18 protein-coding genes and 1 tRNA gene are annotated in these 23587 nt (G+C 32.0%); 8 read left to right on the top strand and 11 right to left on the bottom strand.

The window, feature by feature from the left end; genetic code table 11:
- Nucleotides 1-195 precede the first annotated feature (195 nt).
- Genes surE through lpxB form a run of 3 tightly spaced genes read left to right on the top strand, consistent with a single transcriptional unit; the run spans nucleotide 196 to nucleotide 2375 of the window.
- A complete protein-coding gene (gene surE / locus IM744_RS14190) occupies nucleotides 196-975 on the top strand; it encodes a 5'/3'-nucleotidase SurE (RefSeq protein ID WP_194508821.1) in 780 nt (259 codons plus the stop codon).
- Nucleotides 965-1249, top strand: a complete 285-nt coding sequence (locus IM744_RS14185) for a hypothetical protein (protein ID WP_194508820.1) — start codon at nucleotides 965-967, stop codon at nucleotides 1247-1249. Before surE ends, IM744_RS14185 begins: the two co-directional genes overlap by 11 nt.
- A gap of 4 nt (nucleotides 1250-1253) precedes the next feature.
- Nucleotides 1254-2375: a lipid-A-disaccharide synthase gene (gene lpxB, locus IM744_RS14180; protein WP_194508819.1), complete on the top strand. Its 1122-nt coding sequence runs from the start codon at nucleotides 1254-1256 to the stop codon at nucleotides 2373-2375.
- On the opposite strand, the gene IM744_RS14175 is transcribed toward lpxB, so the two are convergent.
- A complete protein-coding gene (locus IM744_RS14175) occupies nucleotides 2348-2683 on the bottom strand; it encodes a hypothetical protein (protein WP_194508818.1) in 336 nt (111 codons plus the stop codon). The two genes, lpxB and IM744_RS14175, sit on opposite strands and share 28 nt — an antisense overlap.
- A gap of 199 nt (nucleotides 2684-2882) precedes the next feature.
- On the opposite strand from IM744_RS14175, the gene IM744_RS14170 reads away from it, so the two are divergent.
- On the top strand, nucleotides 2883-3404 hold the full coding sequence (locus IM744_RS14170; protein WP_194508817.1) for a C40 family peptidase: 522 nt from the start codon (nucleotides 2883-2885) through the stop codon (nucleotides 3402-3404).
- Nucleotides 3405-3429: 25 nt separating this feature from the next.
- Nucleotides 3430-5466 (top strand): ComEC/Rec2 family competence protein, encoded by a 2037-nt coding sequence (locus IM744_RS14165; protein ID WP_194508816.1) that lies wholly within the window; start codon nucleotides 3430-3432, stop codon nucleotides 5464-5466.
- Between the two features lie 8 nt (nucleotides 5467-5474).
- On the opposite strand, the gene IM744_RS14160 is transcribed toward IM744_RS14165, so the two are convergent.
- The 4 genes from IM744_RS14160 to IM744_RS14145 all read right to left on the bottom strand — a co-directional run bounded on the left by IM744_RS14160 (nucleotide 5475) and on the right by IM744_RS14145 (nucleotide 11798).
- A complete protein-coding gene (locus IM744_RS14160) occupies nucleotides 5475-6029 on the bottom strand; it encodes a thioredoxin family protein (RefSeq protein WP_194508815.1) in 555 nt (184 codons plus the stop codon).
- Between the two features lie 88 nt (nucleotides 6030-6117).
- Nucleotides 6118-7902: a peptide MFS transporter gene (locus IM744_RS14155; RefSeq protein WP_194508814.1), complete on the bottom strand. Its 1785-nt coding sequence runs from the start codon at nucleotides 7900-7902 to the stop codon at nucleotides 6118-6120.
- 70 nt (nucleotides 7903-7972) lie between these two features.
- Nucleotides 7973-9547 (bottom strand): peptide MFS transporter, encoded by a 1575-nt coding sequence (locus IM744_RS14150; RefSeq protein ID WP_194508813.1) that lies wholly within the window; start codon nucleotides 9545-9547, stop codon nucleotides 7973-7975.
- Between the two features lie 25 nt (nucleotides 9548-9572).
- Nucleotides 9573-11798, bottom strand: coding sequence for a S9 family peptidase (locus IM744_RS14145; protein ID WP_194508812.1), 2226 nt, complete (start codon nucleotides 11796-11798; stop codon nucleotides 9573-9575).
- Nucleotides 11799-11975: 177 nt separating this feature from the next.
- Here IM744_RS14145 and IM744_RS14140 point away from each other — a divergent pair, with 177 nt between their 5' ends.
- Complete coding sequence (locus tag IM744_RS14140) at nucleotides 11976-13292, top strand: hydroxymethylglutaryl-CoA reductase, degradative (protein WP_194508811.1); 1317 nt, start codon at nucleotides 11976-11978, stop codon at nucleotides 13290-13292.
- Nucleotides 13293-14240, top strand: a complete 948-nt coding sequence (locus IM744_RS14135; protein WP_194508810.1) for a GYDIA family GHMP kinase — start codon at nucleotides 13293-13295, stop codon at nucleotides 14238-14240.
- Nucleotides 14241-14329: 89 nt separating this feature from the next.
- Here the strand turns inward: IM744_RS14135 and IM744_RS14130 are convergent, their stop codons facing one another.
- The 6 genes from IM744_RS14130 to IM744_RS14105 all read right to left on the bottom strand — a co-directional run bounded on the left by IM744_RS14130 (nucleotide 14330) and on the right by IM744_RS14105 (nucleotide 22311).
- Nucleotides 14330-16489, bottom strand: a complete 2160-nt coding sequence (locus tag IM744_RS14130; RefSeq protein ID WP_194508809.1) for a peptidylprolyl isomerase — start codon at nucleotides 16487-16489, stop codon at nucleotides 14330-14332.
- A gap of 238 nt (nucleotides 16490-16727) precedes the next feature.
- Nucleotides 16728-18020: a hemolysin family protein gene (locus IM744_RS14125; RefSeq protein ID WP_194508808.1), complete on the bottom strand. Its 1293-nt coding sequence runs from the start codon at nucleotides 18018-18020 to the stop codon at nucleotides 16728-16730.
- 289 nt (nucleotides 18021-18309) lie between these two features.
- Nucleotides 18310-18879 carry an LPS export ABC transporter periplasmic protein LptC gene (gene lptC, locus IM744_RS14120; RefSeq protein ID WP_194508807.1) on the bottom strand — a complete coding sequence of 190 codons (570 nt, stop codon included), beginning with the start codon at nucleotides 18877-18879 and terminating at the stop codon, nucleotides 18310-18312.
- Entirely contained in the window at nucleotides 18880-20262 is a 1383-nt protein-coding gene (locus IM744_RS14115; RefSeq protein ID WP_194508806.1) for a tetratricopeptide repeat protein, read from the bottom strand.
- Nucleotides 20263-20278: 16 nt separating this feature from the next.
- Complete coding sequence (locus tag IM744_RS14110) at nucleotides 20279-21583, bottom strand: outer membrane protein transport protein (RefSeq protein ID WP_194508805.1); 1305 nt, start codon at nucleotides 21581-21583, stop codon at nucleotides 20279-20281.
- Nucleotides 21583-22311, bottom strand: a complete 729-nt coding sequence (locus tag IM744_RS14105) for a type III pantothenate kinase (protein ID WP_194509140.1) — start codon at nucleotides 22309-22311, stop codon at nucleotides 21583-21585. Before IM744_RS14105 ends, IM744_RS14110 begins: the two co-directional genes overlap by 1 nt.
- 190 nt (nucleotides 22312-22501) lie before the next feature.
- Between IM744_RS14105 and IM744_RS14100 the strand changes: the two genes are divergently transcribed.
- Nucleotides 22502-22577 (top strand) — tRNA-Phe (locus IM744_RS14100).
- The last annotated feature ends 1010 nt before the right edge of the window (nucleotides 22578-23587 follow it).

Below are 23587 nucleotides of genomic sequence, written 5' to 3'. Positions count from 1 at the left end.
AAATTAACCTCTATACTTTTTACAGGTTAATTGAACTTGTAGATTATTTACATAATTTCTACTAAAGTAAAAGAAAAAACCATGCCAATTAAATGAGAAGCTAATAATTTTTTGTTAAACCTTTATTTATAGGAATTTCAAGCGTCTTTATGTATTTTAGCAATACGTAATAAATTAGTAAAACAATCCTTTTTTATGTCTAAAAAGCCACTTATTTTAGTAACCAATGATGATGGAATTACTGCTCCAGGAGTTAGAGCTCTAATAGAAGTTATGAATTTAATTGGTGATGTTGTTGTCGTTGCACCAGATAGTCCGCAAAGTGGTATGGGACATGCCATTACGATAAATTCAACACTTCATATTGAAAAAGTAACAATTGATAAAGGTAATCAGGAAGAATACAGTTGTTCTGGAACTCCTGCCGATTGCGTTAAACTTGGCGTGAAACAAATTTTAGACAGACGACCAGATCTATGTGTATCTGGTATAAATCATGGATCTAATTCTTCAATCAACGTGATTTACTCAGGCACCATGAGTGCAGCAATAGAAGCAGGTTTTGAAGGAATTCCTGCTATTGGGTTTTCACTTTGTGATTATAATTGGAGTGCTAATTTTGAGCACTGCAAATCCTATGTCAAAACAATTGCAGAAAATGTTTTAAAACATGGATTAGATAGCGGAACCGTTTTAAACGTCAACTTTCCTAAACTAGATAAGAAAGATATAAAAGGCGTAAAAATTTGCAGACAAGCTAAAGCTAATTGGGAAGAAGAATTTGACAAACGTCAAAACCCAAATGGTAAAGATTACTATTGGCTCACTGGTAAATTTGTAAATTTGGACAATGGAGAAGATACAGATGAATGGGCTTTAGCAAATGGTTATGTATCTGTTGTGCCAACTCAGTTTGACTTAACAGCACACCATAGTATTCAAGAATTAAATACATGGGATTTTAATGAAAAATAAAGAACTAATTATAGGTATCGTTATAGGATTAATTACAAGTGCTGTTGGACTGTTATTAACTCTTCTTTTCTTCGGAAAAGGAAACTCTTTAAACGATTCGCTTCAAATTGCACTTAATCGAGGAGTTTTTACTAAATTAGTGAGTATGGGAGCCATGTTGAACCTCGCAGCTTTTTTCTTATTTTTAAAAAAGAATCAAGACACTAGAGCACAAGGCGTCCTTATCGCGACTGTAATTGTAGCTATAATAACTTTAATTATTAGGTTTATCTAAACAAATGAAATATTACATCATAGCTGGCGAAGCCTCTGGAGATCTTCATGCATCCAATCTTATGAAAGCATTATATCAACAAGATGTAAATGCAGATATTAGATTTTGGGGAGGTGATCTCATGCAAGCTGTTGGTGGCACTTTAGTTAAACACTATAAAGAGCGACAGTTTATGGGTTTTGCTGAAGTTATTTTTAATCTTCGGAAAATTCTCGGACTCATAAAATTTTGCAAAGCTGATATTGAAAAATTTCAGCCAGACGTCATCATTTTTATCGATAATTCCGGTTTTAATCTACGTATCGCTAAATGGGCAAAAGAGCGCAAGTTCAAAACACATTATTATATATCTCCACAAGTTTGGGCTTCTAGAGCAGGTCGTGTAGAAAAAATCAAACAGTATGTAGATGCTATGTATGTGATTCTTCCGTTTGAAAAAGAATTTTATGCCAAATACAATTATGATGTTCACTTTGTTGGTCACCCATTAATTGATGCTATTGCAGATAGAACTCAGGTCAATCCATTTAAGTTTAGAGATGAGCACAATTTATCTGAAAAACCAATAATTGCGCTACTTCCAGGAAGCCGAAAACAAGAAATCACAAAAATGCTTGGCGTTATGCTCAGTCTTGTTGATGATTTCCCTAATTATCAATTTGTAATTGCAGGAGCACCAAGTCAAGATTTTGAGTTTTATAAACCGTTTATCAAACAAGATAATGTTGCGTTTATCTCAAATAAGACGTATGATTTATTGAGTGTATCAAATGCTGCGATAGTAACCTCTGGAACAGCAACTTTAGAAACTGCACTTTTTAAAGTACCTCAAGTCGTTTGTTATAAAGCTAATGCTATTTCGTATCAAATTGCAAAACGCATTATTACTTTGAAATATATCTCGTTAGTTAATCTTATTATGGATCGTGAAGTTGTAACAGAATTAATTCAAGGCGATTTAAATACCAAAAGACTTAAAACAGAACTAACGAAAATATTAGATGAAGATAATCGTACTAAATTCTTTATTGAATATTATGACTTGGAGAAAAAATTAGGCGGAAAAGGTGCAAGTGAGAAGACTGCGAAGTTGATTTATCAAAATATCAATTCCCAAATAGAATAAGAACTTGAATCGTCTATCAATTCGCTCAATGGTGTAATAATTAACAATACAGCTATTAAATAAACCACAATTCTTCTTGATAAAGATATCTTTTTCACATTAACATGTGTGTCTTCAAACCCAAAAGTATATTGCTCTAATTCTAAATTATCATTTTTAGGGAATCTCAAAGGTTGCCTATTGAAAATTTTGTTGATAATCAAAAAGAATGCAATAACAGCTAACATTGCAAGAATACCATTTACAGAAATATATTGAAATCTTTCCCATGGAAATGGACCTAAAATATTTGCAATAAAAAAATTCATAATGTATTTGTTTATGATATTAAATTTACAAAAAATATACTCCAAATTACTTGTAAGCAACTGTAAAAAAAGAGTTTCAACATAAAAATCTTAATCTAAAAACAACTAAATGTAAATAAGATTGTTAATAACCCAAACGTTATTGAGACACTAAACTATCTATAATCTCTATTTTTAGCCAAAAATCATCAAATCCTACATGAAAAAAATTATCCTCATTCTTATTATAAGTGCATTTTTTACAAGTTGTAACTCATCAAAACGCGTTGTTACAAAAAAAACCAGAACTACAAAGACGACTAATAAACATAACTCCTCACCTTCTGCTACAACTCCAAAAACGGTTGTAAATATTATAAAGCACGCAAAAACTTTTGAAGGCACACGTTATAAATATGGAGGCACTACAAAAAAAGGAATGGATTGTTCTGGTCTTATAGTCACAGCATTTAAAAAAGAAAATATTTTATTACCTAGAACAACTGCAGACTTATCAAAACGTGGCGATTGGATTGACGTCAAAAAAGTCAAAGAAGGCGATCTATTGTTTTTTGCCACAAGCAAAAATAACCGTCGGGTTAATCATGTTGGCATTGTAACCTCTAGCAGACCTGGTCATGTAGAATTCATCCATGCATCTACCAGCAGAGGTGTAATGATATCAAATCTAGCCGAAAAATACTGGTATCTTGCTTATGTTCAAGCAAGAAGAGTGTTATAACCAATTATTATCGTAACTTCTGAAAATGAAGTTACTCAACTTTACTATTATTAAACTCACATGTTGTCTCATTGTGGGCATTTTAATTGCTGAGTATATTCCTGTTCGGCTTTATATTTCAATATACACTTCTATAGTTTTAATTTTCTTTTTAGCGATTGCTTTTTTTATTGCTAAAAATAGTTTTCGTAAAACGATATGGTTTGGACTCATCACTATGCTTACGATGACGAGTTTGGGTATTTTGATTTATAATACTCACGATCAAATCAACTTCAAGAATCATTATAGTCATCACATTTCCGAAGAAAATCAAAAAGCTTTTCCTATTACTTTTAAAATTAGAGAACGATTAAAACCGGGGAATTACAATGATAAATATGTCATCGATATTCTCAAAATAGACGGTAAAAATGTTAACGGAAAGTCTTTATTAAATATAAAAAAAGACTCCACAGATAACCTTCATGAAATTGACGATGTTTTAATGATGACCGAATCATTTAGAGTGTTCACAAAGCCTACAAATCCTAATCAATTTGACTATGGTAATTATCTACGAAAACAATACGTACATCATCAATTATTCACTGAGAACTCGCATGTTCTTTCTATAAAATCTAAACGATCTTCCATCTTTGGTTATGCTTCTGCGATTAGAACTCATATTAACGAAAAACTGGAAAACTATAATTTCAAACCTGAAGAATTGGCTATCATTAATGCTCTAATTCTAGGTCAGCGACAAGACATGACCAAAGAGATTTATGACAGCTATACAGATGCTGGCGCTATTCATATTCTAGCGGTTTCTGGTTTACATGTTGGTCTCATATTATTATTACTCAATATTGGTTTACGTCCTATTGAACGCATCAAAAACGGAAAAATAATTAAGGTCATTCTCATCGTAATTTTGTTGTGGTCATTTGCTATTATTGCAGGACTATCTGCGTCTGTAACTAGAGCTGTTACCATGTTTAGTATTGTTGCTATCGCTATGCATTGGAAACGCCCAACCAATATTTTCAACACACTTGCCATCTCCATGTTTGTGCTACTTTTGGTAAAACCTATGTTTCTATTTGATGTAGGTTTTCAATTAAGTTATGTCGCAGTTTTAGCAATTGTTTCCATACAACCACTACTCTACAAATTATGGCAACCAAAATGGAAAGTTGCTGATTACTTCTGGCAAATATTTACGGTTACTGTTGCTGCTCAATTTGGAGTTATTCCTTTGAGTTTGTATTATTTTCACCAATTCCCCAGTCTGTTTTTTATTTCTAATTTGGCGATTATTCCATTTTTAGGAGTTATTCTTGGTCTAGGTATTTTAGTGATTCTATTAGCAGTTTTAAACGCACTTCCACATTTTTTTGCAGACTTATATGGTTATATTATTAGTTTAATGAATACTGTTGTTGCTTGGGTTTCTCATCAGGAAACTTTCTTATTTAAGAACATTTCATTCAACGAAGTTCAAGTTTTTACATGCTATCTTTTAATATTAACAATAACGTTTTGGTATAAAAAGCCCAATTACAAAAGACTTGTTTTTGTGTTTATTTCAATATTATGCTTACAAAGCGCATGGCTATTTACAGACTATCAAAACTCAAATAATGAGTTTGTTATTTTTCATAAAAGCAGAAAAACCTTAATAGCTCAAAAAACAAACTCATCAGTTCATATCTCTCATAATTTTGATAGCATCTCGTGGTCTAGAGATAAGATCATCACTAATTTTAACGTCGGAAATTTTATAACTACAAACACTTTAGATTCATTAAAATCTGTTTATACTTTCAAAAACAAAACCATTTTAGTCGTAGATAGTTTAGGTGTTTATGAAGTAAAGAGTTTTAATCCTGACTATGTACTACTATGTAACTCACCTAGAATAAATATAGACCGACTCATTGATTCTATCAACCCAAAATACATCATTGCAGATGGAAGTAATTATACATCTTATGTAAAACGTTGGGAAGCCACTTGTCTAAAAAGAAAACTCCCTTTTCACCATACTAGGAAAAAGGGAGCTTTTATAATTAAATGAGAATACAACTATTCTTGAAATTCTGCTTTAAATGCTTTGTAGTAAGTATTAAATTGATCTTGAGTAGTAATATCCTTATAAGCATTTGATTGAAATAGCTTTAGATATAATTCTAATTGTTGTGGTTTCATATAACCACTAATTGGCTGAATTACATTTCCTTCTTCATCAAAATATACAATAGTTGGATAGGCTCTAATTCCTAAATGACGAGACAATTGATGCACACCATTTCTTCGGTTTTTAAGTTCTTCTTTATATCCTGTGTTTTTGAATTCTGCTCCTTGATAATTCACAACAGAATTACCTTCAGCATTAAACTTTACAGCATAAAAGTTCTTGTTTACATACTCCACAACATCTTTATTATGAAATGTGTTTTTATCAAGCATTTTACATGGACCACACCAATTAGTATAGACATCCATCATAATTTTTTTAGGATTTTTCTTCTGAAGTTCTAAAGCTTCTTCAAAAGTCACCCAATTAATTTCTAGTGATTGAGCTACTGCTGCACTTGAAGACATCAAGGCGATTGCAAATAATATAAATACTTTCTTCATAATTTGATTTGTTGCAAAAGTTATTCCGAACTTACAAAAAATGCTCCAAAAGTGGAGCATTTTAGGTTATTTTAACGAATTTACTCGATTAACGTACTCCATGCATTAGTTTTTTGAGTACTGGATTCAACACCATTGATAAAACTCCAACTCCTGCTGGGACTAATGTAAAAATCAAGAAAAAAGTACTTAAAGAGTATTCAGCTGTGATTTTATCTATCATGCCTCCCATTGATCCAGCTGCTTTATTCCCTATTGCTATAGCTAAATACCAAATACCAAACATGAATCCAATCATACGCCCAGGAACTAATTTACTTAAGTAAGACAAGCCCACTGGAGAGATACACAATTCTCCCATAGTATGAAATAAATAAGCTAAAATTAAAAACACCATACTTACAGAAGCTGTTGTTGCTCCTTGAGGAATTGCTAAGGTACCAAAGACAAGTATTCCAAAACCTAAACCAAGTAATATGAGTCCAATACCGTATTTCATAGCTACACTAGGATTATATTTACTCTCCCACCACTTAGAAAACAAAGGCGCTAATGTTATGATAAAAAACGAATTAAGAATTCCAAACCACGTTGGATCAACTTCGGTAGTATCTTTGCTAAATTCATTAAATACTTTATAGAAAACTACAATCCATAAAAAAACGAAAGTTAGTCCTAATACAATATTAGAAGCTGCTATTTTTTTATACGTCTTTTTAAATAACATAAATAATACCCAAGTAATTATAGCTAACGGTACTATTGTTAATATTGTATCAATTACTTTGAATATCATCCCAGAAGAACCAGTCAAAATTCTATCTGTATAATCTCTAGCAAATAGTGTCATAGATCCTAAAGATTGCTCAAATGCAGCAAAAAAGAACACAGTAAAAATTCCAAAAATAGCTACAGCTATGATTCGATCTCTAACAATCTTAGAATAACGAGATATTCTACTTATGATTAAAAACAAGAACATAAATAATGACGCAATAATAGTAACATTAGAACCTTCCATATCTCCAATTGAAAATGGTAGAAGGTTAATGTTTTCAATTTTTGACAATGGATCATTAAACAAATATAATAGTCCTCCTAATGCAGATAATATGATCAGCACCTTATCGACCATTGTAAACGGGTTTAACTTCTCGTTATCATCATCTCTACTATGTTCTTTTGGACTTTCTTCATTAATATTTTGAGGCAATTCAACTTCATGAATCTTAGAAGGTTTTTCTCCTATTTGACCAAATAAATCTTTAGCCAACCAAAACTGAATTAATCCTCCAAGCATAAATATTCCAGCGAGTCCAAAACCATAACTCCAACCTAAATTTGAAGCTAAATATCCGCAAAGCATCATTCCGAAGAAAGCACCTGCATTTACTCCCATATAATAAATCGTGTAAGCACCATCTTTTTTAGACTCCTTCCCTTTATACATTTCAGAAATCATTGACGTCATATTAGGTTTAAAGAAACCAGTACCAATGATTAATAATGCAAGACCAACATACAATGACCATGTCGTCTCAAAGACCATAAATGCATGACCTAACATCATTACAAAACAACCAATAATAACAGCCCATTTATAGCCTGTTATCTTATCAGCTAACCAACCGCCAACTATAGGAGTAAGATAGAGTAAAGACGAATATGTTCCAATTAATGCCAAAGCATTTTCCCTTGACCATTCCCATCCAGGATTATCGCTTAGGTATGGAGCTGTTAAAAACAGTACCAATAGTATTTTCATTCCGTAGAAAGAAAAGCGTTCCCACATTTCTGTAAAAAATATCACGAATAATCCTGCTGGATGACCAATGACTTTGTCTTTAAATAGATTTTCGATGTCTGTATTCATAGGATGAATGTTTAGTTAGAAAAGAGAAACCCTAGCAATAATAGTTTTGCCAGGGTTTATATATTAAAAGTTAGTTGTTAATGTCTGAGTCTGCTAATTCAAAACCTTCTGCTTCAGCATCGTTCATCACACGCTCATTATCTTCTGCTCCATGAGTTAGACGTTTCAATGGTTTTAAAAGTAAAATCACTAATAAACCAAAAGCTACAGTAAATATTACAATCCCTGTGAAAATGGTGTATTCTCCAAAACTTTCAGATTTTTCACCAAGAATACCTGCTACTTTTCCTCCAAGACCAGTAGCTGCAAAATATAATCCCATCATTAAGGATGCGTATTTAACAGGTGCTAGTTTGGTTACGAATGACAATGATACTGGAGAAGAACATAGTTCACCAATAGTATGAAATAAGTATGCTAAAACTAACCATTGCATTCCAGAACTTCCGTTAGCATCATATTCTCTAACAGCAAAAATCATAAACACAAAACCAAGTCCCATTATTATTGTACCTGTTGCCATTTTAAATAACGATGATGCTTCTTTATTTTTAAGTTTTCTCTTAGCCCAAATATTTGCTACCCAAACAGCTAACAATATGATAAATCCAGCATTTAAACCTTGAAACATTGGTGTAGGAATCAAATAACCAAACAACATTCTATCAGTCTTTGTTTCTGTATAGACACTCATTAATCCTCCTGCTTGTTCAAATGCACCCCAAAAAACAATAACAAGTAAAAAGGAAAGTAGTAACACTAAAAAGCGATCTTTCATGATGTTACTTTCTAGACTTTTATAAATCATCATTAAAAGACCAACCACAAAAGAAAGGAAAATAAACAATGCTCCATATCCCCAATGATCAACGCCTTCAAACGTAAATCCTGCATAAAGCGAAAGTGCTATTAGCACAATAAATATCACTAATTGTATTGGAGACTTAAATATATTAGAGAATAATTTAACAATAGAAACATCATTACTTTTTTCTTCTACTGTAGGTTTGTTACCTACATGACTGATATATTTTTGACCGTAAATGTAAACTACTAAGCCAAAAAGCATAGCAATACCTGCCAATCCAAATCCTGCATGCCAACCCCATTTTGCAACTACAACTCCAATAATAGATGTTGCTAAAAGTGAACCTAAATTAATACCTATATAAAATATACTAAACCCTTTGTCACGTCTAATATCTCCTTTTTTATAAAGACCTCCTACCATTGTTGAAATATTAGGTTTTAAACACCCAACTCCAAGAATAATCAAGGCTAAACCTGTAAAGAAAGCCCAATCTGCTTCTATAGCAAGTGTCCCATGCCCTAGAACTAATATAATAGCTCCTAGCATCACTGTCTTTCTCTGTCCTAAAACCTTATCTGCAAGTATACCTCCTGGTATTGAAATGACATAAACTAGCATAACATACCAACCGTATAATTGATATGCTTCAAGATTTGTCCAACCTAAACCTGGTCCATCTTTATGAGAAGCTTCTGCGATCATGTAAATAACCAATAAAGCACGCATTCCGTAGTAAGAAAAGCGTTCCCACATTTCAGTAAAAAATAATACATAAAGACCTATTGGATGTCCCCAAAGTTCTTTTTGATGTGGTTTAAGTGTTGTTGTTGACATAAAATTATTTTGTTAATTAGTTATTTTATCCTTTGATTTTGACTTCTTCTTCCTTTGATTCTTTTTCTAGATTTCTATTATCACCTAAGTTATCATGAATGAAGTTTGTCATTTTCTTGTAGAGATGCAATCTTGTGTTTCCTCCATAAATACCATGATTTTTATCTGGATAGATCATCCATTCAAACTGTTTATCTGCTTGAATTAATGCTTCTACCATGCGCATTGTATTTTGAACATGTACATTATCATCACCTGTACCATGAATTAATAAGAAATCACCTTTCAATTTATCTACATGATTAATTGGTGAGTTCTCATCATATCCTGATGCGTTTTCTTGAGGTGTTGTCATATAACGTTCTGTATAAATAGAATCATAGAATCTCCAACTTGTCACTGGTGCAACAGCTATTGCCATAGAAAAAGTATCATTACCTTTAAACAAAGCATTACTACTCATAAAGCCACCATAACTCCAGCCCCAAATACCAATATTATTTTCATCAATATATGATAATTTTCCTAATTGCTTTGCTGCTTCTATTTGATCTTCTACTTCGTATTTTCCTAATTCATTTTGTGTGACTTTCTTAAAATCTGCACCTTTAAAACCTGTTCCTCTTCCATCTACACAAACTACAATATAACCTTGCTGTGCTAAATGTTGATACCAATAATCATTGGCAGAATTCCAACGATTAGCTACTTGTTGTGATCCTGGACCAGAATATTGATACATAAACAATGGGTAGGTTTTGTTTTCATCAAAATCTGCAGGCTTTATCGTCCACATATTTAAATCGTTTCCATTAACATTAATGGTACTAAATTCTTTTTGAGATGTTTTATAATGTGATAATTTCTGTGCAAGTTTATCATTGTCCTTGATACTTTTTACCAAGTTTCCAGTCTTAGAATTGTTTAAAGTATATTCTGGAGGATTGATAGCACTAGAGAATGAATTAATGAAGTAAGTGAAGTCTGCACTAAAAGACGCGGAATTTGTTCCCGTATTTTTTGTCAAACGTTGTTTCTTTTTCCCATTGAGATCAATAGAATATATGCTTCTGTTGATTGACCCATCTTCAGTTGATTGGTAGAAAATTCGTTTTGTTTTAGGGTTGTAACCATAATAATCGGTCACTTCCCAATCTCCAGAGGTAACCTGGTTTATAAGCTTTCCATTTTTATCATAGTGGTAAATGTGGTTCCAACCATCTTTTTCGCTTGTCCAAATAAAGCTATTATCTTTTAAGAAGGTTAAATTAAAAGTAACATCTACATACGCATTATCTGTTTCAGCTAAAACTAGGTTAGCACTTGATGTTTCCGCATTAATCATCCATAAATCAAGCTCATTTTGATGCCTATTCATGTATTGAGCACTCAACACATTTGCGTCATTACTCCACTTAATTCTAGGTATATAAAAATCGCTATACGCTTTATCAAGTTTTACTTCTTGTGTTTTGTTTTTTGCCAAATCGTAGATATGTAATGACACATCAGAGTTTGTTTCTCCTGCTTTAGGGTATTTAAAAACTGTTTGAGTTTGATACAATTGCTGACCATAAACATCCATTGAAAATTCTGGAACATTCGTTTCATCAAACCTGATGAATGCTATTTTGTTTCCAGTGGCATTCCACTCAAAGGCTCTTACAAAACTAAATTCTTCTTCGTAAACCCAGTCTGTGATACCATTGATGATTTTATTTTTTTCTCCATCAAAAGTGATTTGCTCTGTTTCACCTGAGTTTAAATCCTTAACAAAAAGGTTATTGTTTAAACCATAAGCAATTTTATTTCCATCTGGTGAAAATGTAGGTTCTTGTATTTTTTCTTCGGAAACTAATGTCGTAAGATTCATTTCAGTATCATAAACATAAAATTTACCCAATGTTGAACGTCTAAAAATAGACTCCACATTGGTCGCTAATAAAATTTTAGTTTCATTATCACTAAAAGTATAGTTTGAAAACGATTCAATATCACGAAGATTACTTGATTTAACAAGTGTATTAACCTTATTTAGAGTTTTGTAGTTGTAAATATCTATTTGAGTCCCTCCTTTTTCATAATTCAAAACTGAATATTGTTGCCCATTTTTCATAGAATGCAATGCATCCATTCGTTCAGTTCTAAACGTTCCGTCCCAAATTTCTTCTAGTGTGATTTCCTTATTTTGTGCTGATGTTAAAGCTGTTATAAAAAAAACAAGAATCGTAAAGGATTTGAATATATTCATAGAGGTATTTTTTTGATAAAACTATGTCAAGTTTACTAAAAATAATGCAAAAACAGTAACTATTAACTGTTAAATGCGCAATATTGTGACTAGGCAATAATAATAATACCAAGAATAGTATCTTTGCGCTTTCCGTTTAACAGCAATTTCTTGTCATCAAATAATAAAATTTAGCAGATGAATAAAACCATTACTGGCTTTTCCAAATTATCAAAATCAGAAAAAATTGAGTGGATTACTGACACTTATTTTAAAGATGCCTTGTCTGCAAAATCACTTTTAAAACAGTATTGGAATGACGATAAAAAACTACAACAGCTCCACGATGAGTTTATAGAAAACACCATAACTAACTACTATTTACCTTTAGGTGTAGCGCCTAATTTTCTAATTAATAAGAAAGTTTATGCCATACCAATGGCTATAGAAGAAAGCTCTGTAGTTGCTGCAGCCAGTAAAGCTGCAAAATTTTGGTTTGATCGTGGTGGATTTAAAACCAAAGTGATTTCTACGGAAAAAATTGGCCAAGTACATTTCATGTTTCAAGGCGAAAGCACAAAATTAGAACAGTTTTTCAAAGTTATAAAACCAAAACTTATTGAAAACGCTAAACCACTTACCAAAAACATGGAAAAACGTGGTGGTGGCATTTTAGATATACAACTTAACAATAAAACCCAAGACATAGATAATTATTATCAACTACATGCCACCTTTGAAACATTGGATGCAATGGGAGCAAATTTCATTAATTCTTGTTTAGAGCAATTTGCAGAAACACTTAAAGAAGAGGCTCAAAACTTTGAATTATTTTCTTCGGAAGAGAAGAATATTCAAATCATTATGTCTATTCTTTCTAACTATGTGCCAAATTGTTTAGTACGTGCAGAGGTAAGTTGTAAAGTAGAAGAACTCACCGAAAACCCTAATGTTTCGGCTCAAGAATTTGCTAGAAAGTTTGTGCAAGCAGTCAACATCGCAGAAATTGAACCTTATAGAGCAGTAACTCACAACAAAGGCATCATGAATGGTATTGATGCAGTGGTTCTTGCTACAGGAAATGATTTTAGAGCTGTAGAAGCTGGTGTTCATGCTTATGCGTCTAGAAACGGACAATACTCAAGCCTAACTCATGCTAAAATTGAAGATGACATTTTTACCTTTTGGATGGAAATACCTTTAGCTTTGGGAACCGTTGGCGGATTAACAAAACTACATCCTTTAGTAAAGTTAGCTCTTGAACTTCTTGGAGAACCCTCTGCAAAAGAACTCATGCAAATTGTTGCTGTAGCTGGCTTAGCTCAAAACTTTGCTGCACTTCGTTCATTAACGACAACTGGAATTCAAGAAGGACATATGAAAATGCACTTGATGAATATTTTGAATCAGTTTGAAGCCACTTCCGAAGAAAAAACAACCCTTGTTAATTATTTTAAAACACATACTGTGACGCATAGTACTGTGGTTGAAGCTATAGAAAAACTGAGACAATAAATGAAAAGCTTTTATAGTCACGGAAAATTATTATTAACTGGAGAATACCTCGTTCTTGATGGAGCTCTTGCATTGGCAGTTCCTAGTATTTATGGACAATCTCTTAATATCGAAAAAGGAGAAGACGGAATACTCAAATGGATAAGTTTAGATGAAAATGGTAAAATTTGGCTTGAAGCAGAGTTTAATCTTGATAATAAAATGATTGTTTCATCTCTAACTCCTCAGAACGACATTTCTGAACGATTGTTAGAGATATTAAATGTAGCAAAACAACTCAATCCAGAATTTCTGACTAATGAAAGTGGCTACAATATTACTACTGAGTTAGGGTTTCCAAAAAATTGGGGACTTGGCACCTCATCCACATTAATTTCTAATGTTGCTAGTTGGGCAAAGGTTCATGCTTACAGCTTATTAGAACAAACGTTTGGAGGAAGTGGCTATGATATTGCTTGCGCTAAAGCGACAGGAAGTTTGACGTTTCAATTAAACAAAAATGAGATTTCACGCTCTCATCGAAATGATAAAGAACAACTCATTACATCTGTTGATTTCAATCCTAGTTTTAAAAATCACATTTACTTTGTTCATCTTAATCAAAAGCAGAACAGTAGAGATGGGATTAAACAGTATAGAAAAAACACTTCAGATTTATCCTCTTCAATTGCAAGAATAAATATTATAACTGCGAGAATGATTACTTGCAACTCTCTTGATGAATTTCAAAAGTTAATGGATGACCATGAACAGCTCATTTCTGAAATAATTAAAGAAATGCCCATTAAAACGCGTCTTTTCAATGATTTTAATGGCAGTATAAAAAGCCTTGGTGCTTGGGGAGGAGATTTTGTCATGGTTGCTTCAAAAGACAATCCCACGTCTTATTTTGAATCTAAAGGCTTTACTACTATTTTATCATATTCTGAAATGGTTTTAAAATCCTGATAGGATCTAAAAAATCAATATTACCTCTTTTATATAACAAAAAAAGCTTCGCAAATTGCGAAGCTTTTTTATTATTTTATAGTTAAAGACTAGTAGAACATTGCTCTATTATCTTCAATATCTGCAGTTTCTTTTAAAGCGTTATATACTTTAGTTTGAGCTGCACTTGATCTTGTTACGCTTAAACGATTAGCGATAGATTGATAGTTGTCTAATTTTGTTGCTTCTTGAATATTAGAAACACTTACCATATAAACACCCTTTTCTCCATCAATTAAACCAGATGTTTCACCATCTTTTAATCCAAATGCCACACCAACAACTTTAGGTTCTAAACCTGCTCCTGTTAATGTTGGGTTTTTCATATTTACAGCTGATGCATTTGTTGCAGGTCTGCTTTGGTTTTTAGAAACCTCGTCTACTGTAGTACCTGAAACTTTAGCACGAATCATTTTCGCTTTCTTTTCTTTTCTAATATCACTTAATACAGATGCAGATGCTGTTTCTGGATCCATTAAACCTTTCTTACCAACCTTAGTTACTTGTGCAACAACATAACCACCACCAGGAATTGTGAAACGTTTGAAATCACCAACTTTAGTTCCGTTTTCAAAAGCCCAACGTACCATTGGTCTTTGACTTGCTAATCCTGGGATTTGCTCATCTAATATTTTAATCCCGTTAACAGGCTTAACAGTATATTTACGTTCTTCGGCAATTTTTTGAAAATCGTTATCTTGGATAGCAAGTTCAAATTTTGATGCTTCAGTAAAGACATCATCTATAGTCTCAGTTGATGGTTCAATTTTTCTTGCAATTGTAGCAACTTTAACAACGTTAGATGATCCTTTTTGATCTAATATTTCTATAATATGGAAACCAAACTGAGTTTTCACAACACCTATATCTCCTACTTTATTTTCAAATTCAAAATCACTAAATGGTTTTACCATTTGAGTACTTGGGTGAAAATCATAAACTCCACCTTTTTCAACACTTCCTTGATCTGATGACAATGCAGTCACCAATTCTGGAAATTTAGAACGATTTGCTTTTACAATAGCTAATACGCTATCTGCAGTTACTTTAGCTTGTTCAACTGTTTTTGTCACATCAGGAGCAGCACTTGAAGCTCCAAGATGCGGAATTAAAATATGACGAACCTTTGCAGAATCTGGTACTTGTTTTTTAGCGACCATTTTAGTCAACTTCATCATACCACCATCTTTATAAGGACCGTAAACATCATTTACATTTAAATTGTACAATGTATCTGCTACTGCTGCAGGTAATGCAGATTTTTTTACAAATGTATTATTGTAATTCAAATCTGAAGCTGCTGTGTAGTTAATATAGGTTTCTAAATCTGCAGCTTTAACAGTTCTAAATGCTCTAATTGTATCATTCTTACCGTTTTCAAAAACAGCTTTCCCTGTAATGAAATCGTTAAGATCTGATTTTAAATTATTTTCATCGTCTAAACTTGGCTCTTCTTTAAACTCTACATATACAATATCACGAGATGCTTCTACCTCAAATTTCTCTTTGTTATTGTTGATATAAGCGTTGATATCACTTTTAGTAACCTCAACTAGACTATCATTAATTGTAGTGTAAGGTATTTGCACATATCTTAAGTCTCTAGTTGAATTCTCTAACAAGTAATCAACCTCAGCTTCGTTTAATGTTGCATTAACACCAGCCTTAACCATATTATAGTATGTTCTTTCTTGAGCACCAATAGCAATAGACTTTTCACTATTTACCCAATCATCATAATTTAACTGAAAGTTTCCAAGAACAGAACGCTCAGGATAAATCGCTTTAAGATTAGCAACAAACTCTGTTAATTTATTCTCATCAAAAAGACCTACTTCATTTTGAAACTCAGGATAAGATGCGAAATTTTGCTTCACCAAATCTTTCATTTGATCATGCTCAACAGTTAAGCCTAAATCATCAAACTGCGTATTCATAACTGCACGACGCACTTCTTGATCATAAACTCTGTTCATTGCTTGCGTAGAAGTTGCATTAGGACCTAGTTGTCTTTGCATGTTTTCTACCTTAGACATAAAGTCTGTTCTATCAATGGTTTTTCCATTTACAGTTGCAACAACATCTTGAGCTGTACCTAATAATGCATCACTATTTCTAAAAAGATCTGCAAGCACAAATGAAAATAACGCTAATGCTATGATTAGTATCAAAAAGAGTGAACGTTGTCTAATTTTATTTAAAACTGCCATTTTATTGTATAATTTATCGAATAATAAGTGGGCGAAAATACCATTTTCTATCAAATAATAAAAGTAGATGTCTGTTTTTATTACTGAATTTGATTAGCTCACCTTAATTGTAGGTCAAAGGATTGTATTTATGGGATAAATGGCTCATTTGATAAACTCGTAAAGCCATTAGGTTCAATGTAGGATCTTAAATTTGAAGTCTTGTTACATTTCCGAAGAAAACATCAAAAATAATCGTTTAATCTTCTTGTATAAGTTGAAGTGTTACCAAATCAATTTTGGTTGAAGACACTTCTAAAATGGTAAATTTAAAATTCCCAATACTGATTTGAGCGTTTACTTGTGGGATTTCTTCTGTTTCATCAACAATGAGTCCGCCAAGAGTTTCATAATTTTCTCCATCTGGAAGATTGAGTTTATAGGTTTCATTAATGTAATCCACTTCTAAACGCGCAGAGAATTTATAATTATTAGCATCTATTTTCTCTTCTATTAAAGCAACACTATCATGCTCATCCTCAATTTCACCAACAAGTTCCTCTACAATATCTTCTATGGTCATAATTCCTGCTGTACCTCCATACTCGTCAATAACAACAGCCATACTCTTTCTTTTCTTTGTCAAAATATTAAGTACATCTTTCACCAACATGGTTGCTGGCACAAATACTACGGATTTTACGATAGACTTGATCGTTTTAGGTTTTTTAAACAATTCAAAGGAGTGAACATAACCTACAATTTCATCTATACTGTCTTTATATACTAAAATCTTGGACATACCAGACTCTATAAATAAAGTACTTACATTGGCAATAGAATCTTTAACCTCAACAGCCATAATCTCTGTACGAGGTATCATGACTTCTCTTGCTTTTACTTCGGAAAACTCTAGCGCTTTCTGAAAAATCTGTATTTCACTATCTACTTCATCATGTTCTTCTACAGATTCCATTTGTTCACTAATGTAATTTCCTAGCTCTACTTTAGTCATTGCTAATTGAACATCATCACCTTCGGTCTTAAAAAAGCGTTTGAGTATGATATCTGAAATAGATATAATAAAAGAAGACAAAAACCAGAACAATAAATAAAACATGTAGGCTGGGAAAGCAAAGATTTTCAGAAATGAATTGGCATAGATTTGAAAGAATACTTTGGGGAGAAATTCCGCAGTAAATAAAATAATAATTGTAGAAATTATCGTTTGCGTTAATAAGCTTAAATCGACTAATAAATACTTAACCAACTGATAATTATATTGAGATGACAAACTGCCAAACCACTCCATCAAAACATCTCCCATAACAAATCCATAAATAACAAGTGCTATATTGTTACCAATAAGCATTGTTGCAATAAATTTAGAAGGTCTTGCGGTAAGTCTTGTTAAAATACTAGCAAGAAAATCACCTTGCTTTTTTTCAATTTCTATGTGAATCTTATTGGATGAGACGTAAGCGATTTCCATTCCGGAGAAAAAAGCCGAAAGCAATAACATTACAATAATGATTACAATGCTAAAATCCATATCTATGAACCGTTGCGGTTACCAAATTTATTTCTGAATTTATTTCTGAAGAAAAACATAAAAATTGCCAAAGCTGCAAAAACGAAAGATATTATTGATCTATTACCCTCTTCTCCCCAACTCACAAAGCCATCATAAATAAATAAAACTGCAAAAAACAGGTATAGGTATTGAAAAAAATGAAGGATTTTCATGTTTGTGTTTAAATATTAAAGTACAAAGATAAAGATGTTTTGTAAACCCATACTATTTAACATTTGAATTTACTGTAAGAAAACAATAACTGGTATTAATCTTTTAGGATCATATCTCCTCTACCCTCTAGTATTGTGTAGTTTTTAAATTTAGTGTCTGAATCAAAAATATCACCATGACCATTATTTGAGGTTACAGATTTTAGGCGCACTGGTAAATTTGAAAATAACCATTGGTTCTTTTGATCATAATACAGCTGCTCTGCAAACAGACTGTCTTTTTGAGGTGTTATTAGAATCACATTGCCTTGAAGATCGATTAAGCCTGTTGCGTTATAAACGATTCCATAATCTGCAAGGACTATATTTTTTTGATTGTTTTCATCGTATAATAATAAGCGTAAACCATCTGGGAATTCAGAAAACGAAAAATCTCGATTAGAATAATCAAGCATTTTAGGGCTTTTTAGATTTGCAATGACTTTACCAATAGAATCTTCTGCTTCAGTATATTTTAAATCAATATTTTTTGCTTCACCTATTGGCTGATTTTGAAGTATGCCAATTTGTTGCACTTCTTTTAAATTACTTTCACATGAAAAAAGCGTAATCACAACGATTGTTGTGACTACGCTTTTAATTATATGTGAAAAATTTATTTTCATTTATAGGCTAGGTACTTTTACACTACCTCCAATCCAACATCCTATGTTGATTGTTTTTCCTGCCATGTTTTGAGAAAATATCTCTGCTTTAGTAGGAGCATTTGCCTCATAAGATGCTGCTGTTTGCGCTGCATTACTTTTAAGTCTAGGATCTACTTGACCAGCTCTTCTAGCTTCTTGAGCTGCATACCAGAACACTGCTCTTTTATTAAATGGGTTATCTCCACAGCTGTTTGCACTTTTAGCATACATTGAAGCAATGTATAAATGAGGTGTACCGTCTGAAGGGTTTAAACTCAATGCTTCTCTGTAATATGTTCTTGCAGAACCGTAGCTTCCTCTCTTTTTAAAATCATTTGCAATCGTTTTGGCCATTCTAGCTTTCTTGATTGGATCATCTTGTAAATCGTATGACTCTCTAACATATTTATCTGCTTCGGTATTTTTACCTTGTTTTCTCAATACTGTTGATACAAAGTATTTTGTTTCTGCAGATGGATCAGCTTGATCGTATGCTTTTACTAGCTCAATATATAAAGGATCATCTGTACAATCTTTATTATACATTTTACTAACTGCTCTCTTTAACCAAGCTCCATTAGTTCTGTTTTCTTCAAAATCCTTTTGATAAAGTGGGATTAAGTTTTCACAGTTTGCTAATTCTCCAATATAAGCATCTAAACTTCCAGCAATTTTATCGTTAGCTTCTAATTTTTGTCCGTAGTATTTTTTATACTTAGCCTCAGTTTTACCTAAAGTTTGACCAGCTGTTTCTTTTTCAATTAACTTATTTAATGATTTAGAGTATTGATCGTTCAAATCTTCTAATTGATCATTAACATCATCATATTTATCAAACACCTTTTGAAGTTCAAACTTTTCAGCTTTAAATAAATCTACTGTTTTAGTAAAATAAACGTATAAACCTTTAGTACTTGTAAAATCTGCTTTATGGTTTTTAAACACATTATCAAAGGCTTCAAATATTTGCATATCTGTAAGGCCAAGTTCTTTTTGGTTCTCGTATTTTAAAAGTGCTTTTTCTTCTTCAATTTCTCCTTTTGGATACTTGCTAGCAAAGTTCTCTCCTGCTGCATCTAGTAAAACCATATAATCTTCAATAAAAGCTATTTTCTCTGCTCCTGTAGATTTATCAATTTTATGATCTAAAATTTTCTCTCCATATTTGTATATAGCGATATTAAACTTAGGACACTTGTTTCTAACTTTCATCCAAGGCTCATATGCCTCGTCATATTTTTTACTCTTAACATAGTCATTCATCAATGTTAAGTTAAGCATACACTCTTCATCTTGCTGAGCAAAACCGAAGTTAGTCACCATTAAAAGTGCTGCTATAATTATTGTAATCCTCGTTTTCATCTTCTTGTAATTTAAGTTAGTTATATTTTCTCTTTTCAAACCATCTATCATTTAATGATAAACTAATTTGTAGTCTAAAAAAGTTTTCTTGAATGAGGTTTTGGTTTGTTGTTCCTTTTTTCCCGAACTCAACACCAAGGTTAGCATTTGAAAACATATTCCCGACCGGTAACCCTACTCCAAAAGACATGCCAAACTCATTTATTGTCTCATTATTAATTTCTAAGCCAGTATTCTCAAAATGAAAACCTGCTCTATAGGTTACTCGTTTCCAATAACTTCCAAAAGAATTATAATCTGGTATATAAAAACCACCAAACGATACATTTGAAGCATTTACAAAATTAGCATTTTCTATTGAAACAATTGGATTAGAAAACTCACTAGTATTTTGACGCGTATATTCTCCACCAATAAACCATGCTCTTGGTTTACCTATACCAGCACCAAATGAGAATCTAGATGGCAACGTTAAATCTGTTTTATCTAGACCATCTGCTTCCAAATTACCATCAATTTCATTAATTACAAATTCTTGACCAGTTTGAGCACTTATAACAATTGTAGAAAAAGATCTTTCATTTTTAGAAGACAAATCACTTTTTGGAGAATAGGTTAGCCCTGCTTGAAGTTCTAACTTCTCGCTTATCATGGTTTTATATGTTAAACCAATATTAAAGTTAACACCACTTAAATCTGAACGATTACTTTCTCTAGATTGATATTGCACCAAATTACCTTCATCATCATAAACAAACTCGATTGCGCTGTTTTGAATGTTTCCGAAGTTATAGTTCATATCTACACCAACACTTAATTTATCTGTTATTCTATAACCTAAACCTAAAAACGATCTATTAACACCGCCTTCTCCACTGTATCTATTGGTAATCACATCCTCATTTGTGTCTTCTAATTTATATCCAACCGAAGAATAAGGCACCAAACCAAAGCCAAAGCCAAATTTACCCAATGGTACTGAAAGTGTCAAATAATCAAAAGTTGTAGCACTCACCTTTGCTTCACCAGAATTAGCTTTCAATGTTGAAGCATTGTTACTTGCACCAACAGAGAACTTAATTGGTCTATTTTCACTATTCCAAATTGAAAGATTTGGACCAGCATATGCTGCAGGATTTCTCAAATTGACATGAATACTATCTGTATAGATGCTTAATCCACCCATACTTCTATTTTCAACTGTTCCTTTAAATTTCAAGCTTCCTATTCCGTAGAAAGAATATGGAGACGCTGTACCTTCTTGACCATACGATTGTATTGCAAAAAGAGCGACTAAAACTATTACAAGTTTTTTTATCATTATTGTGAATTATATTCTAAAATAAAATTCAAACCTTCTAAAAGAAAATTTGAGTTGGCAAATATGCTATTTTTTAATTGGTTTGACAAGAATTTGGTATCTCCTCCTGTTAAAATAACTGTTAAATCTAAATATTTTTTAACATATTCATCAATCACACCATCAATTTCTTTTAAAACTCCAAACACCACACCTGAGTGGATTGAGTTTTGTGTGGAATCTCCTAAAATATCCTTAGGCAATTGTGTATCTAATAACGGTAAATTAGCAGTTAAATTATTAAGCGTTCTATAGCGTAATCTAATCCCTGGAGAAATAGCTCCTCCTAGATATTCATTATTTGTATTAATAAAATCATAAGTAATACAAGTACCAGCATCAATGATAAGCACGTTGTTATCTGGAAATTGTTCTACAGATGCACTTACTAAAGCTATACGATCTACTCCTAGCGTAGTAGGAGTTGAATACAGATTTTTAAAAGGCAATTTTAGTTCGTGAGATAATTCTAAAACAGGAATCTCATCCCTTAAAGAATCGATATGTGATTTTTTCAATTTTCCTACGGAAGAAACTATAGCTTTATTAATCTTAGGATATGCATCTAACACATCTTTTGACATTACATTAAAGTCATTAACTTCTCCAACAATTCTCTCTTTTAGCTTACCACTACTAAAAACAGCGAACTTGACAAATGTGTTTCCTACATCAACAATTAAATTCATAGAATGTCTTAAAAGTGCTAAAACTACGAAACGAAGTCTCAAGTTAGAATGGTAATTAACCAAATTATAACATTATTTATGTTCAAATCATTGATTTAAAGCTCATATAAAAAAAATAATTAATTTTTTGAATATATATTTGTGAATAATAAAAATGAGGCTATATTTGCACTCGCATTTTTATGCAACTGGTGCCTTAGCTCAGTTGGTAGAGCAAAGGACTGAAAATCCTTGTGTCCCTGGTTCGATTCCTGGAGGCACCACCACTAAAAAGCCTTAAACATTTAGAAATAAATGATTTAGGGCTTTTTTGGTTTTAGCAAGGGACAACATTAGGGACAATCTAAATTAGATTAGGTAGTTTAGGATATTTAATTTCATTAATTATACTTTCAACATCACTATTAACTTTTGGACTAAATAAATCTTTACTCACAGGGTAAGTAATTAATTTTTCTTCCTAAAAATCAAGATTAATCAATTCTTTAATTCCATTTTCGTTCAAATCATCTTTTAACCAATCTTGCTCAAAGTCATTTTGTAGAAAAAGCTGAAAAATTTTTCTTGTTTGACAAACTGTGTTCTAAATGTGCTCGTTTCCGTGATCATCTGTAAGATAAAAATTTAAATTAAACATAAATAAAATGGTTTTAAGCGAGCAAAATAATTGATACGGATTAATTTAGTAACGGTAACTGGACTCGAACCAGTGACCTTCGGGTTATGAGTTTGAAACAAATCCGAATTTGGCACCTTAAATGCCCTCCTGCAATTGAAATCGTGTACGCAATCGTGTACTCTAATTATACATTAATATCAAATATAAATAATATTCTTAGAACAGGAATCAAATAGAGTTATCATTTCAAAATTACACACATGTGATTAACTAAAATACAATCAAGTTTTCAAAGGTTATATGGATTTTCTAAATGATCTTTTGGTTTGGTGATAGAACAAAATGACTGATTATATTTATTACTCGAGAGTTCTGTTAAACTCATTCAAAAAATAAACTATATTTATAATCACAACAATATTAATCAATTAGTACAATTGAATATAAAGTATAAATCTGCGATTATTTTTTAACAAAAAAAAATCCTAAATTAGATTTAACGCTATAGGTGGGATATAGACTATAGCGTATATCCAATTGTTGTCAGCCATTGCTTATAGCGGAAGGATTCGTTTTTTTAAAGGTGTATGGAAAAAATAAGGAGTTCTTTTTTGTATTGGTGAAAGACCCGCCTTTTTTAAGGGGATTTCCGACCAA

Source organism: Psychroserpens luteus (assembly GCF_015319355.1).
Taxonomy (GTDB): Bacteria; Bacteroidota; Bacteroidia; order Flavobacteriales; family Flavobacteriaceae; genus Psychroserpens; species Psychroserpens luteus.
The sequence above is the reverse complement of the archived record's forward strand: the minus strand, read 5'-3'. Positions and strand labels throughout refer to the sequence as shown.